Annotated in this window: 14 protein-coding genes; 4 read left to right on the plus strand and 10 right to left on the minus strand. The window is 67.6% G+C overall.

Annotation, left to right across the window (positions count from 1 at the left end; genetic code table 11):
* The first annotated feature begins 192 nt into the window (after positions 1-192).
* The 4 genes from AC5RVD_RS16705 to AC5RVD_RS16720 are packed head-to-tail and all read left to right on the plus strand — an operon-like array spanning position 193 to position 4,473.
* Positions 193-864, plus strand: a complete 672-nt coding sequence (locus AC5RVD_RS16705) for a GntR family transcriptional regulator (protein ID WP_494127553.1) — start codon at positions 193-195, stop codon at positions 862-864.
* Positions 865-2,385, plus strand: a complete 1,521-nt coding sequence (locus AC5RVD_RS16710) for an MmgE/PrpD family protein (protein WP_494127539.1) — start codon at positions 865-867, stop codon at positions 2,383-2,385. It abuts the gene before it with no gap.
* Entirely contained in the window at positions 2,386-3,291 is a 906-nt protein-coding gene (gene prpB / locus AC5RVD_RS16715) for a methylisocitrate lyase (protein WP_494127540.1), read from the plus strand.
* Positions 3,292-3,312: 21 nt separating this feature from the next.
* On the plus strand, positions 3,313-4,473 hold the full coding sequence (locus tag AC5RVD_RS16720) for a bifunctional 2-methylcitrate synthase/citrate synthase (protein WP_494127541.1): 1,161 nt from the start codon (positions 3,313-3,315) through the stop codon (positions 4,471-4,473).
* On the opposite strand, the gene AC5RVD_RS16725 is transcribed toward AC5RVD_RS16720, so the two are convergent.
* From AC5RVD_RS16725 to AC5RVD_RS16770, 10 genes are all read right to left on the minus strand, one after another.
* The gene (locus tag AC5RVD_RS16725) at positions 4,470-4,973 is read right to left on the minus strand and encodes an 8-oxo-dGTP diphosphatase (RefSeq protein ID WP_494127542.1); all 504 of its coding nucleotides are present in this window, start codon (positions 4,971-4,973) and stop codon (positions 4,470-4,472) included. The two genes, AC5RVD_RS16720 and AC5RVD_RS16725, sit on opposite strands and share 4 nt — an antisense overlap.
* 77 nt (positions 4,974-5,050) lie before the next feature.
* Positions 5,051-6,022 (minus strand): site-specific tyrosine recombinase XerD, encoded by a 972-nt coding sequence (xerD, locus tag AC5RVD_RS16730; protein WP_494127543.1) that lies wholly within the window; start codon positions 6,020-6,022, stop codon positions 5,051-5,053.
* A 15-nt stretch (positions 6,023-6,037) separates the two neighbouring features.
* Positions 6,038-6,715: an NUDIX domain-containing protein gene (locus tag AC5RVD_RS16735; protein ID WP_494127544.1), complete on the minus strand. Its 678-nt coding sequence runs from the start codon at positions 6,713-6,715 to the stop codon at positions 6,038-6,040.
* Positions 6,716-8,437: a CTP synthase gene (gene pyrG, locus AC5RVD_RS16740; RefSeq protein ID WP_494127545.1), complete on the minus strand. Its 1,722-nt coding sequence runs from the start codon at positions 8,435-8,437 to the stop codon at positions 6,716-6,718.
* Between the two features lie 118 nt (positions 8,438-8,555).
* Positions 8,556-10,268, minus strand: coding sequence for a DNA repair protein RecN (gene recN / locus AC5RVD_RS16745; RefSeq protein WP_494127546.1), 1,713 nt, complete (start codon positions 10,266-10,268; stop codon positions 8,556-8,558).
* Positions 10,265-11,260, minus strand: a complete 996-nt coding sequence (locus tag AC5RVD_RS16750; protein ID WP_494113766.1) for an NAD kinase — start codon at positions 11,258-11,260, stop codon at positions 10,265-10,267. The genes recN and AC5RVD_RS16750 overlap by 4 nt, the downstream gene beginning before the upstream one ends.
* Positions 11,257-12,129 (minus strand): TlyA family RNA methyltransferase, encoded by an 873-nt coding sequence (locus tag AC5RVD_RS16755; RefSeq protein ID WP_494127547.1) that lies wholly within the window; start codon positions 12,127-12,129, stop codon positions 11,257-11,259. Before AC5RVD_RS16755 ends, AC5RVD_RS16750 begins: the two co-directional genes overlap by 4 nt.
* A 5-nt stretch (positions 12,130-12,134) precedes the next feature.
* On the minus strand, positions 12,135-12,338 hold the full coding sequence (locus AC5RVD_RS16760; RefSeq protein ID WP_494127548.1) for a hypothetical protein: 204 nt from the start codon (positions 12,336-12,338) through the stop codon (positions 12,135-12,137).
* Positions 12,339-12,398: 60 nt separating this feature from the next.
* The gene (locus AC5RVD_RS16765; protein WP_494127549.1) at positions 12,399-13,379 is read right to left on the minus strand and encodes an HAD-IIA family hydrolase; all 981 of its coding nucleotides are present in this window, start codon (positions 13,377-13,379) and stop codon (positions 12,399-12,401) included.
* The gene (locus AC5RVD_RS16770) at positions 13,369-14,289 is read right to left on the minus strand and encodes a hypothetical protein (RefSeq protein WP_494127550.1); all 921 of its coding nucleotides are present in this window, start codon (positions 14,287-14,289) and stop codon (positions 13,369-13,371) included. Before AC5RVD_RS16770 ends, AC5RVD_RS16765 begins: the two co-directional genes overlap by 11 nt.
* Positions 14,290-14,566 lie beyond the last annotated feature (277 nt).

A 14,566-nucleotide genomic window follows, 5' to 3' on the forward strand; every position in this document is an offset into this window, starting at 1 on the left:
TCGATCGAAAGGCGGCTGATGACCGGCGAGCCTTTAGCTTCAAGTAGAGGTCTAAGGTTCAGCGCCCTGGGCGGGGTAAAAGACCCGCTTCGAGAGCCCGGCGGCGCACCGATGTATACAAACTCGGCGCTTTTTCCGCTTTTCACGCACGACTGACGCAACTGTGTATACACTGGCACCATGAAGCAGAACTTGCGTGCCGGCGAACGGGCGTACTGGTCGCTGCGCGAGGACATTGTGGAATGGCGGCTGCCTCCGGGTACCGTCCTGGCCGAGGTGGAACAGGCCGCCCGGCTGGGCATCTCCCGCACCCCGCTCCGCGAGGCGTTGGGCCGGCTGACCGCGGAAGGGCTGACGACGCCCCACACCGGACGCGGGGTCGTCGTCGCCGATGTCTCGCTGGAGAACGTCACCGAGCTCTTCGAACTGCGCACGGCGTTGGAGTGCCAGGCGACGGCTTTGGCCGCCAAACGCGGCGAACCGGCCGAATTCCGGCGGCTGCAGCAGGAATTCCTTGCGGCTGCCGAGGCCATGCGCGGCGCCGTGCCGGATCCCCGGGCATACTACGAGCTGGCCGGCAGGCTGGACGCCGCAGTGGACCGCGCCGCTGCCAACACCTACCTCCGCCAAGCGATGGCCAACCTGCGCGTCCACTTGGTGAGGATCCGCCGGCTCGCGCGGGACAACCCGGCCCGCCTGCTGGCGTCGGCGGCCGAACACGCCAATATCGCCGGCGCCATCGCAGACGGCGACAGCCAGGTGGCAGCCGCGGCCACCCGCATCCATCTCCACCAGAGCCTTGAACACTTCAAGACCACCGATCCGAAACACCGGATCGACCTGCCAGCCGAGAGGACAGCCTGAATGACCGTCAAGCACCACGTTCGCGTCTACCGCAGCGAAGAGAACCTGCCGCGCGAGGACCAGCTAGCCCAGAAGATTGCCCGGGTAGCCACCGACCCGGTGGAGGTTACCGACGACGTAGCCGAGATGGTCATCAACCGGATCATCGACAATGCCTCGGTGGCGGTCGCCTCCCTGAACCGCGGGCCGATTATCGCCGCACGGGCGCAGGCGCTGAGCCACCCGGTCTCCGGCGGCGGCAAGGGCGCCGGGGTCTTCGGCGTCGCCGGGAAAACCTCCCCGGAGTGGGCGGCCTGGGCCAACGGCGTGGCCGTGCGCGAACTGGATTACCACGACACGTTCCTGGCCGCCGACTACTCGCACCCGGGCGACAATATCCCGCCGATCCTCGCGGTGGCCCAGCACGTCGGCGCGGGTGGCCGGGATTTGATGCGCGGCATCGCCACCGGTTACGAGATCCAGGTGGACCTGGTCAAGGCCATCTGCCTGCACAAGCACAAGATCGACCATGTTGCCCATTTGGGCCCGTCGGCCGCCGCCGGCATCGGCACGCTGCTGGGCCTGGACGTGGAGACCATCTTCCAGGCTGTCGGCCAGGCGCTCCACACGACGACGGCGACGCGCCAATCCCGCAAGGGCGAAATCTCCACCTGGAAAGCCCACGCACCGGCCTTCGCCGGCAAGATGGCCGTGGAAGCCGTGGACCGGGCCATGCGCGGACAGACCTCTCCCGTGCCGATCTACGAGGGCGAGGACGGAGTCATCGCCTGGCTCCTGGACGGCCCCGACGCCTCCTACGACGTCCCGCTGCCGGCCCCGGGCGAGCCCAAGCGCGCCATCCTGGACACCTACACGAAGGAGCACTCGGCCGAGTACCAGGCCCAGGCCTGGATCGACCTGGCCCGCAAGCTGCACCGCGCGCACCCGGAAGCCACCCGCGCCGAGAACGTGAAGTCGGTGCTGATCAAGACCAGCCACCACACGCACTACGTGATTGGTTCCGGCGCGAACGATCCGCAGAAGTACAGCCCCGCGGCGTCCCGCGAAACACTGGACCACTCGATCCCGTACATCTTTACCGTGGCGCTGCAGGACGGCGCCTGGCACCACGTTGACTCGTACGCCCCCGAGCGGGCCGCCCGACCGGACACCGTGGCGCTGTGGCAGAAGGTCACCACCGAAGAAGACCCCGAGTGGACCCGCCGCTACCATTCGCTGGACGTCTCCGAGAAGGCATTCGGCGGCTCCGTGGAGATCACCCTGGCCGACGGCACGGTCATCACCGACGACATCGCCGTGGCCGATGCCCACCCGCTGGGCGCCCGCCCGTTCGCGCGGGAACAGTACGTCAACAAGCTGCGTACGCTGGCGGCTGGAATCGTTGACGATGCCGAAATCGACAGGTTCCTGGCCGCCGCCGAGCGCCTGCCCGAACTCGCCGCCGGTGAGCTCGACCAGCTGAATATCCAGGCAGCCGGCGGGGTCATCGACCTCGCGGCCGGACCGAAGGGGCTGTTCTAAATGCTTTACTCTGCGACCACCCCGGAGCAGAAGCGCCGGACACTGCGCGAGGGGCTGGCTTCCGGGGAGCTGCAGCAGTTCCCCGGCGCGTTCAATCCCCTCTCGGCGCGGCTGATCCAGGAGAAGGGGTTCGACGGCGTGTACATCTCCGGCGCCGTGCTGGCCAACGACCTGGGATTGCCGGACATCGGCCTGACCACGCTGACCGAAGTCGCTGCCCGGGCCGGCCAAATCGCGCGGATGACCGACCTGCCGGCCCTGGTGGACGCCGACACCGGCTTCGGCGAACCCATGAACGTGGCCCGCACCATCCAGGAGCTGGAGAACGCGGGCCTGGCCGGCTGCCACATCGAGGACCAGTTCAATCCCAAGCGCTGCGGCCACCTGGACGGCAAGAACGTGGTGGACCTGGAGACCGCGAGCAAGCGGATCCGCGCCGCCGCGGACGCCCGCCGGGACGAAAACTTCCTGATCATGGCGCGGACCGATATCCGAGCCGTCGACGGCCTGGCTGCCGCCCAGGACCGTGCCCGCGCGCTGGTCGACGCCGGCGCCGACGCCATCTTCCCGGAAGCCATGAGGACACTGGAGGAATTCGCTGCCATCCGCGAAGCAGTCGACGTGCCCGTGCTGGCCAACATGACCGAGTTCGGCAAGAGCGACCTGTTCACCGCGGACCAGCTGTCGTCCGCCGGGGTCACCATGGTGATCTATCCGGTCACCCTGCTGCGCAGCGCCATGGGCGCGGCCGAGCGGACCCTCGACGCCATCAAGGCCGACGGGACCCAGCAATCGCAGGTCGCGGACATGCTCACCCGTGCGCGTTTGTACGAATTGGTGGATTATGAGGCGTATAACCAATTCGACACCTCTGTATTCAATTTCCCGGTGCCCGGCCGGCACTGACCACAAGACATAGGAGTCGCCATGAGCACCGATGCATCAACCGAAGCACCGCAGATCCGCAAGGGGCTGGCCGGCGTCGTCGTCGACACCACGAAGATCTCCAAGGTCAACGCGGAGACCAACTCGCTGCTGTACCGCGGATACCCGGTCCAGGACCTGGCCGCGCACTGCAGCTTCGAAGAGGTGGCGTATCTGCTGTGGAACTCAGAGTTGCCCGACGCGGACCAGCTGCGGGACTTCACCGCGGCCGAACGCGGCGGCCGCGCACTGGATCCGGTGGTGAAGTCGGTCATCGATTCGCTGCCGGTTGAAGCCCACCCGATGGACGTCTGCCGGACCGCGGCCAGCGTGATCGGCGCCCGCCACCGGCTGGCCGAGGATTCGTCGCCGAAGGCGAACATGGCCAAGGCCCTGGAGTTGTTTGCGGCCTTCCCGGCGGTCGTGGCCTACGACCAGCGCAGGCGCCGCGGCCAGGACCTGGTGGAACCGCGCGAAGACCTGGGCTACGCGGCGAACTTCCTCTGGATGGCTTTCGGCGAGGAGGCAGCCCCCGAGGTCGTGGAGGCGTTCAACGTCTCCATGATCCTGTACGCCGAACACTCGTTCAACGCCTCCACCTTCACCGCCCGGGTCATCACCTCCACGCTGTCCGACCTGCACTCGGCCGTCACCGGTGCCATCGGCGCGCTGAAAGGCCCGCTGCACGGCGGCGCCAACGAAGCGGTGATGCACACCTTCGAACAAATCGGCATCCGCACCGACGAAACCCGCGAGGAGGCCGCCGCCCGGGCCCGGACCTGGATGGAGCAGGCCCTGGCGGAAAAGAAGAAGGTGATGGGCTTCGGCCACCGGGTCTACAAGCACGGTGATTCCCGCGTGCCGACCATGAAGGCCGCCCTCGACAAGATGATCGACCACTACGGCCGCCCCGAAATCCTCGGCCTGTACGACGGCCTGGAGCACGCGATGGCCGAGGCGAAGGACATCAAGCCGAACCTGGACTACCCCGCCGGCCCCACCTACCACCTGATGGGGTTCGACACGGAAATGTTCACTCCGCTGTTCGTGGCCAGCCGGATCACCGGCTGGACCGCGCACATCATGGAGCAGCTGGAGTCGAACTCGCTGATCCGTCCGCTCAGTGAATACAACGGGCCCGCCCAGCGGGAGCTGGGACGCTAAGTCTGCCAAGCCACGCGGTGGCCGGTGTCGAGATTCTCGACGCCGGCCACTGTTTCGTTATCCGGCTGCATCAGCACCCGCAGCCGCGGCCGCTGCCCCGACAGCGCCAGCGGCAGCCAATGGCCGGCGTCCTGCCACATCTGCCCCAGCGGCAGCCGGTCCACGCGGTACCAGGCCGGGGCAATTTCCGCAGACTCGACCGGGTCGCCCTCCCACCGCCGGGCCACGAAGAGCGCGGTGTCCATGTTCCACGCGGGCTGTTCCGGGAAATCGAAGAAAATCCGTCCGGCCTGCTCCAGCGCCTCGGGCCCGACGCGTACTCCGGTCTCTTCCTGCATCTCCCGGCAGGCTGCATCGTCGTCGCCCTCCCCCGGCTCCACCTTGCCGCCGACCCCCACGACCTTCCCGGTGCCGAACCCGGTCTTCTTCCGGCCGAGGAGCACGTAACGGCGCCCGTCCTCCTCCCGGAGCAGGAAGCACAGGGCAACGGCGACAGTCATGGCAGCGAGTCTAACCCGGCGCCATGGCTCCGGGGGTTATGTTCCGCTGCGGCGAACCCGCGCTCCGCGGATACCCGTCAGCCCCGGGCCCGCGGATGCGCCGCCGCGTAAACCTCGCGCAGGGTATCGGCGGTGACGAGCGTGTAGATCTGCGTCGTGGTGACGGACGCGTGGCCCAGCAGCTCCTGCACCACCCGGACGTCCGCGCCGCCCTCCAGCAGGTGGGTGGCGAAGGAGTGCCGCAGGGTGTGGGGAGAAACGGGCTGGGCGATCCCGGCCTTCTCCGCGGCAGTCTTTAAAATGGTCCAGGCGCTTTGGCGGCTCAGCCGGCCGCCGCGGGCGTTCAGGAACAACGCCGGTGTGCCGAGTCCCTTCGCGGCCAGAGCCGGGCGTCCCCGGACCAGGTACGCGTCCGCCGCCTGGGCAGCGAAGGAGCCCAGCGGCACCAGCCGCTCCTTGGACCCTTTCCCGAACAGGCGGACGACGGCGGGACCGTCGCCTTGCGGTTCGACGCTGACATCGTCGACGTCCAGGCCAACCGCTTCGCTGATCCGCGCGCCGGTCGCGTACAGGAACTCCAAGAGCGCCCGGTCGCGCAGCCCGGTGGGGGTGTCTGCCCCGGCCGACTCGAGGATCCGGGTCACAGCGGCTACGGAAATCGCCTTCGGCAGGCGCTTGCCGGGCATCGGCGGGTGCACGTCAGTGGCGGGGTCGGTTTCCGTGATCCCTTCAAGCGTCCAAAACTTATGCAGCCCCCGCACGGCCACGATGGTCCGCGCCGCGGACCTGACGCTCAGCGCGGCGGCGCCGTCGGACCCATCGGTGATGGCTTGGGCAAACGCCGTGACATCGTGCCGGGTCACCACGGCCGGCTCGCCAACCCCGCGCGCCTGCAGGAAACGCAGGTAACGGCCCAGGTCCCTGCGGTAGGCCGCTACGGTGTTGGCCGCCAGCCCGCGTTCCACCGCCATGTGCTGCAAGTAGTCACCTGCGGCGCGGCCCAGCGGCGTCGCGGTGAATTCGTCTCCTTTGGCTGACGGGGCCTGCACGGACGCGATGGCGGATCAGTCCCGGCCGGTTCCAGCTGCACCGTCCGGGCGCCGGCTGGGATGCTCGGGCCATGGAGCATCTGCCGGGCGCAGGTCCTCGAAGCCGGTGGCGGCAGCCCTGGCGGCGGCGAGCACCCCGGTCACGGCCGACGGATTGTGCAGCCGTCCGGCCATGACCGCGTCCACCGCGTCGTCCAGATCCACCCAGAGGTGCTCGATCTCGGCTTCCTCATCGGTGCGCTGATGCCGCTCGGCTTCCGGAACCTCCGAGAGGTCACGGGCCAGGTAGATCCGGATCGCCTCGCTGGATGACCCGGGCGAATTGAAAAAGTCCACCAGCACGTTCCAGCGGCCGGCCACCAGATCCGCTTCCTCGGCAAGCTCCCGCACCGCGGCATCCACGAAGTCCTCGCCGTCCACGTCCAGCAGGCCCGCGGGGATCTCCCACAGCGACATCTTGGTGGGCTGCCGGTACTGCCTCAGCAGCAGGACCCGTCCCGCCGTGTCCATCGCCAGGATGGCCACCGCCCCCGGATGTGCGATGTAGTCGCGCACCAACGTCTCGCCGGTACCCGGGCCGAGGGTGAAGGTGTCGCTGACCACGTCCCAGATGCGTCCCCGGTACACCGTACGGCTGTCGACCAGCGGACGCGGATCAGGGACGTCCGCGAAGGCCTCGGGGTGTGCCGACACTCAGGCTCCGGACTTTGCCGGTGTCTTGGCCTTGCCATGTTCCAGGGCGGCGGCAACGAGGCCTGCGAACAGCGGGTGCGGCCGCGTGGGGCGCGAGCTGAGTTCCGGATGCGCCTGGGTGGAGACGTAGTACGGGTGCACGTCACGGGGCAGTTCAACGAACTCCACCAGCTTGCCGTCCGGGGAGGTACCCGAGAAAACCAGGCCCGCCGCAGCCAGCTGGTCGCGGTATTCGTTGTTGACCTCGTAGCGATGACGGTGACGTTCGCTGACCTTGGTGCTGCCGTAGGTCTCTGCAACGACCGAACCGGACTGCAGCGCTGCCTCGTACAGGCCCAGGCGCATGGTGCCGCCCAAATCGCCCTTGCCGTCGACGATGTCCAGCTGCTCGGCCATGGTGGCGATCACCGGGTGCTTGGTGTCCGGATCAAACTCGGTGGACGAAGCGTCTTCCAGTCCCACGATGTTGCGGGCGTACTCCATCACCATCGACTGCAGGCCCAGGCACAGCCCAAGGGTGGGCAGCTTGTGTTCGCGGGCGTACCTGAGTGCGCCGAGCTTGCCCTCCAGGCCACGGATGCCGAAGCCGCCGGGCACGCACATGGCGTGCACGCCGGCGAGTGCGGCGGCCGCGCCCTCTTCGGTGGCGCAGTCGTCCGAGGGAACCCAACGGATCTTCACCCGGGTCTGGTTGGCGAAGCCGCCGGCGCGCAGCGCTTCGGTCACCGACAGGTAGGCGTCGGGCAGGTCGATGTACTTGCCCACCAGCGCCACCTCGACGTGGTGCTTCGGGTTGTGGACCGCCGACAGCAGTCGGTCCCACTTCGTCCAGTTGACATCCTTAAACTTCAGGTCAAGGTGCTGCACGATGTACGCGTCCAGGTTCTGCGAGTGCAGGGTCTTGGGGATGTCGTAGATGCTCGGCGCGTCCGGGCAGCCAATGACTGCGTCGATGTCCACGTCGCACATGCGGCCGATTTTCTCCCGCATCGCCGCGGGGACTTCCCGGTCGGACCGGATGACGATGGCGTCCGGCTGGATGCCGATGGAGCGAAGCGCGGCGACGGAATGCTGTGTCGGCTTGGTCTTCAACTCATGCGACGGGCCGATGTACGGCACCAGCGAGACATGGAGGAAGAACACGTTGTTCCTCCCGACGTCCTGGCGGACCTGGCGGGCGGATTCGAGGAACGGCTGCGACTCGATGTCGCCGACGGTGCCGCCGATCTCGGTGATGATCACGTCCGGAACCTTCTTACCCGCGACAGGCTCGGCGGGCAGGCGCATGCGGCGCTTGATCTCGTCGGTGATGTGCGGGATGACCTGAACGGTGTCGCCGAGGTATTCGCCGCGGCGTTCCTTGGCGATCACCGTGGAGTAAACCTGGCCGGTGGTCACGTTTGCCGAGCCGTCCAGGTTCTCGTCCAGGAACCGCTCGTAGTGTCCGATATCCAGATCGGTTTCCGCGCCGTCGTCCGTGACGAAGACTTCACCGTGCTGGAAGGGATTCATCGTGCCCGGATCCACGTTCAGATAGGGATCGAGCTTCTGCATCGTCACGGAGAGGCCGCGGGCACGGAGCAGGTGGCCGAGGCTTGAAGCCGTCAGTCCCTTCCCGAGCGAGGACGCCACGCCGCCGGTGACGAAGATATGTTTGGTCGTCTTGGACGACTTGGAAAACCGGGAATTAGTTCGCTGCACCACGGAATTCGAGCCTATCACCTTTCTGGACGCCCTCGGATCTCAAGGCCGTTCCGACCGCTGCCGGGTGTGCGAACACACACCGTCCGGTCAACTCCTCCCCCGCCGGCGGCGGGGCTGGTCGTGCCTGTAGCCGATGCTACAGCGCCCTCGCTCCATCGATCAGTTCCTGGGCGTGGGCCCGGGCGGAATGGGATTCTTCCTGGCCCGCAAGCATGCGGGCCAGTTCGGTCACCCGTTCCTCGTCGTCGAGCAACCGGACGTCACTGGCGGTCATTCCGCCGTCGTCCCCGCCAGCCGTCTTGATCACGCGGATGTGCTGGTCGGCGAAGGCCGCCACCTGCGGCAGGTGCGTCACCACGATGACCTGCACATAGCGGCCCAGCATGGCCAGGCGACGGCCGATCTCGACGGCTGCCTTGCCGCCGACGCCGGCATCGACTTCATCGAAGACGAAGGTGGGCACGGGATCCACCTCCGCCAGCACCACTTCGATGGCCAGCATCACGCGGGACAGTTCACCGCCGGAGGCACCCTTGCCGAGCGGGCGCGGCGGGGCGCCCCGGTGCGGCTTCAGCAAGAACGTGATGACGTCGGCGCCGTGCACCGTCAGGGCGGGCGCCGGTTCGATATCGATCAACAGTTCGGCCTCGGCCATGGCAAGGGCCGACAGTTCTGCGCCGACCCGGCGGCCAAGTTCGGCAGCGGCTTCACGCCGCAGCGCCGTCACGGCGGCGGACTGGACCGCCAAGGCGGAGTCCAGTTCGGCGATTTCCGCCTCCAACCGCTCGATCCGGCTGGAGTCGTCGGTCAGGTCCTCCAGGCGGCTGCGGGCCTGAACGGCCCACTCGAGCACTTCGTCGATGCTGGGCGCGTATTTGCGCACAAGCCGTGCCAGGTCGGCCCGGCGCGCTTCGACCTCTTCCAGCCTGCCCGGGCCCTCGCTGTCCAGCGAGGCGCCGTAGCTCGCCAACTCCGCGGCGACGTCGGCCAGGATGATTCCGACTTCGGCCAGCCGGGCCGCAGCGCGGCCCAGTTCGGCGTCTTCGTCCTGGACCTGCTCCAGCGACCGCTTCGCAGCGTCCACCAGGGCCGTCGCGTCCGGAGAGTCGGTGTACTCCTCGGCCACGAGTGCCTGGTGCGCCAAAGTGGCAGCAGCCCGCAGTTCCTCGACGTTCGCCAGCTTCACGGCTTCGGCCTTGAGGGCGTCGTCTTCACCGGGCTGGGGGTCCAGCCCGTCAATTTCCTCCAGTGCCTGCTGCAGCGCCTCGGCTTCGCGCAGCCGTTCGCGGGCTTCGGTGCGCAGGGTCTCCAGCTCGGCGTTGGCTTCCTTCCACCGGGCGAACGATGCCGCGTAACCGGACAGCGCCGTGGTGAGGGCTTCACCGGCGAACTTGTCCAGCGCTTCCCGCTGCGCCTGCTGGCTCTTGAGCCGCAGCTGGTCTGTTTGGCCGTGGACCGCCACCAGGTGACCGCCTATTTCGGCCAGCGTTCCCACCGGCGCTCCCCGGCCGCCGACGTGCGCGCGGCTGCGGCCGTCGGCGTTCACCGTACGGGCGAGCATCAGTTCGGCTCCGCCGTCGAACTCGTCGATGTCCGCCCCCGCTTCACCGGCGCGGGCCAGGGCAGGACTTCCCGCGGCAAGCCGAACCACGGCCTCGGTCACGGCGTTGGGTGCCCCGGTCCGCACGGCCCCGGCGTCGGCGCGGGCTCCCAGCAGCAGGCCAAGCGCGGTGACCACCATGGTCTTGCCGGCTCCGGTCTCGCCCGTCACCACCGACAGGCCCGGCCCCAACGGAAGCGTGGCCTCGGTGATGACGCCCAGGTTGCGGATCCGGATTTCTTCGATCACTTTGGCGCCTCCTGGCTTGGCTGGGCGTAACGTGGTTCCACTGTTCGCACGGTAGGCAGGGACGAGGTCGGCGGTTGTTCTTCCGAGGGGCTGACGGGGCCGCGCCATCCCGACGTCGGTAGTTCAAATTTGCGGACCAAACGCTCCGAGAACGGCGTTCTCCGGGTGCGGGCCAGCCGCACGGGTTTGTTGGAGCGGGTCACTTCGATCCGGGAACCGGGCGGCAGCTCCAAGCTGCGGCGGCCGTCGCACCACAATACGCCGTTGGCATCGCTGCGGCTGAGCACTTCCACTGCCATGATCGAATCCGGGGCAACCACCAACGGTTTGGCGAACAGCGCGTGGGCGCTGATCGGTGTCATCAGCAGGGCTTCCACCTGCGGCCAAACCACCGGGCCGCCCGCCGAGAAGGCATAGGCCGTGGACCCGGTGGGGGTGGCCATCACCACGCCGTCGCACCCGAACGAGCTGATGGGCAGGGCATCGACTTCGACCACTACTTCCAGCATCCGCTGCCGGTCGCCTTTTTCCACCGCTGCCTCGTTCAGCGCCCAGGTATGGCCAATCTTGCGCTTGTCCAGCCACACCTGCACGTCAATGGTCAGGCGCTCTTCAACTGTGTATTCGCGGTTTACCACCCAGTGGACCGTCTGGGCCAGGTCCGCCCGCTCGCTCTCGGCCAGGAAGCCGACATGTCCAAGGTTGACGCCAAGCAGCGGGACGTCCGATTCCCGGACCAGTTCAGCGGCGCGCAGGATGGTGCCGTCACCGCCGAGCACCATGCCCAGATCGACACCGTCCAGGCTGATGTCCTCGTCCAGGATCTCGGTGGGAACGGCCAGCTCGCCATAGGTCTCCTGGAGGTGTCCGACCTCCTCCCGTCGCATGACCGGCACCAGGCCCGACGAGTGGAGTTGGGCGCACGTTTCCTGGGCGGCCGCCAAGGCGTCTGCCCGCCCGGTATGCGCGAGCACCAATATCCGCCGGCTCATCGCTCCACTTCCGGTTCCTGCCCTCTCGGTTCATTCAACTGGTCCGGCCGAGCTCCCCGATCCTGCGGGAAATCGGCCATTGCTGCGTCTACTGCCCCCTGCAGCACACTACCCGTTCTGCGCTCGGGAGCCCCCGGCGGCACACTTATCCACAGGAAATATTCGACGTTCCCGTCCTGTCCCGGGAGCGGACTGGCCGCCAATCCGCGTACGTCCAGCCCCCTCTCCAAGGCCGCGGCAACAACGTTGCGTACCGCCCTGTAGCGTTCCGCGTGTGAACTTACGACGCCGGTGCGCGCCAGCCGTTCGCGGCCAACCTCGAACTGCGGCTTGACCATCAGCAGGAGATTCCCGGTCGGACGGGTGGCGCCGGCCAAGGGTTCGATGACCATGGTGAGGGAGATGAACGACAAATCCGCGACGGTCAGATCCACCGGGCCGCCGATCGCTGCCGGGTCGAGATACCGGACGTTCATGCCTTCGAACACCCTGACCCTGCTGTCCGTGCGAATCGCGTCGACGAGCTGGCCATGCCCGACGTCCACGGCGACGACCTCCCGCGCACCGGAGCGAAGCAGTACATCGGTGAAACCGCCGGTAGAAGCTCCGGCATCGAGGCAGCGCAGGCCGGTCGGATCAACTGCGGGGAAGGCCGCCAGGGCGCCGGCCAGTTTGTGTCCGGCCCTGCTGACGTAATCGGGGCCTCCGTCGGCGGCCACAACCAGCCGGTCGTCCGGGCCGACGGCGGCCGACGCCTTGGTCAGAACGGTTCCGGCACGGCTGACCCGCCCTGACGCTATGAGCTTCGCTGCATGGGTACGGGACCGTGCCAATCCGCGGGCAACGAGCTCCTGGTCCAGTCTGGGCATTGGGCTCAATCAGCCTCGGTCTCCAGGTCGGCCAACAAATCGTCATGGACCTGCTGGTACACCGCTTGGTGCTCGCGTACCGGGAGGTCCGGAATACGGGTCAGGGCGGAGATGATGGTGTCGACTGACTCGTCGGCCGTGGAGTCACCGGGGACCGGCCACTGCGGCTGCATCTGGCCGCCGCTTTCGCCTGTTTCTGGCAGGTGCAAGCTTTCCTCCCTTGCGTCGGCGGATGTACCCAACCGCATGAGTCAGTCTAATATCGGCGTTCAGTCCGAAAGGTCAGGCATGGCCGGGGACGACTGGTGCGGATAGGCATCCCACCAGGCCGCGCAGGTGGCCCGCCAGGTGTCCACGTCCTCCCGGCTGCCGGAGACGGTGAGCTTTCCGTTTTCGACGGCGGCCAGCGCTGCACCGCAGCGGAACCCGGAGCCGTCAGGCGTAACGGCAGGATAGGGCCGGTACAATTCGGTCAGGCTGCCCAGCAGATACCGTGGCCGTTCCGCCGTGCGCGCGGCGAGCACCGTTTCGACCCCGTCGATGCCGGTCAGTACGACTGCCGTGTCCATGCCTGCGTTGTTGCCGCCCAGGATGTCAGTGTCGAGCCGGTCCCCCACCACCAACGGCCGGTGCGCTCCCAACGCCGCAGCCGCCGTCGTAAAGATGCCCGCTTCCGGCTTTCCTGCGACCAGAGGGGCCACACCGGTGGCCGCCTGGACGGCGGCCACCAATGACCCGTTTCCGGGGGCGATGCCACGCTCCCGAGGAATGGTCAGGTCGGTGTTGGTGGCGATCCAGACGGCGCCGGCGGCGACCGCGAATGACGCCTCCGCCAGGTCCTTCCAGCTCAGCTCCGGGTCGAACCCCTGGATCACGGCGACCGGAGCGTCAAGGGCGGAGCGGACCGGGACGAAGCCCTGGGCCGCTGTTTCATCCGCCAGTGTCTGGCTTCCCGTGACCAGGACTTTGGAGCCCGTGGGAACGTGCCGCGCAAGCATCAGCGCACCGGCGCGTGCCGATCCGAAGACCTGATCGGCGGTGGCCGGCGCACCGAGCTCGCGCAAATGAGCGGCCACCTGCGCCGGTGACCGGGACGCGTTGTTGGTGATGTACCCCAGTGCGGTCCGGGTCTCCGCGAGGCGCTTCAACGCTTCGACGGCTCCGGGGATGGCCTTCTGCCCTGCGTAGACGACGCCGTCCAGATCCGACAGCACGGCGTCGTAGCCGGAGATCAGGGGCTTACCCGTCATTGTCCCTGCTGGACGGCGCAGGTGCGGCGCCGGGAGCGCCCGTGGCTTCGACGTCCGTGTCTACGGCGTCCGTAGCTTCGGCGTCCGTAGCTTCGGCGTCCGTAGCTTCGGCGTCCGTAGCTTCGGCGTCCGTAGCAGCTGGAGCAGCCACTTCATCGGAGCCTGCCGGAGACTCGTCCGCAGTTTCGGTTTCACCGTTGTCCGGCATGGCCTCTTCAGAATCAACCGGCCCGGTCATCCCGGCGTCGCCGACCAGAGCTGGCTCTTCAGCAGCGGATCCTGCCTCGCGCGGGCCGTCGGCCGGTTCCATGTCATCGCCGACCAAGTCGACAATCTCAGGTTCGGCAAAATCTCCCACACCCAGAGCGTTTTCGGCCACCATCGCCTGGCGTCTCCACTGCTGTGCTTCCTCGCTGCGGTTAGCGGCATCCAAAGCGTCCGCATAAGCGCGGAAGAGCCGCGGGCTGTAGGAGAACGCCCTGTTCCGGTCCAGTTGCGGAATCTCCAAGGCTGCAACCGCCGCATCATACTGCTGCAGATCGGAGCGGGCACCGGAAGCCACAATCGCCAGCTCCACCTTGCCCGTCGTATCCAGAGTTTCGGCGTCCTCTGATCGTGTCAGCTCCAACGCCCTGTCCGGGCGCCCGAGGCCACGTTCGCAGTCGGCCATGATCGGCAGGTGCTCGTTGGAACCGCTGATCCGGCGGAAGGTGCGGAACTCCCTCAGGGCTTCACCGTAGTGACCGGCCGCGTAGGCAGTCAGGCCGACGGCTTCTCGCACCGGTGCCATACGCCCGCCCCTGCGGCTTGCCGCCAAGGCATGCTGGAAGGCCAGTTCCGGTTCCTCGTCGAGTAGCCGTCCGGCCATCACCAAGTGCTTGGCAACCCATTCAGCGTTCTTGGATTCCAAGGTCCGCAGCTGGGCGCGAGTGACGCGGTCCAGTTCTGTCCCTGTGACGTCGGGGTCAATCTCCGGCGAACGCGGGCGGTCGACCCGGTTGGAGCTGCGCAGGTCCCGGGCGTTGTGTTCGGGGGCTCCGCCGGCACGGTCGAACGACCTGTCACCGCGATCCTGGCGGGGACGGTCGCTAAAGTCCCGACGCTCACCACGATCCTGACGCGGCCGATCACCAAAGTCCCGACGCTCACCACGATCCTGACGCGGCCGATCACCAAAGTCCCGACGC

The sequence above is a fragment of the Arthrobacter sp. THG-b23 genome (assembly GCF_059091265.1).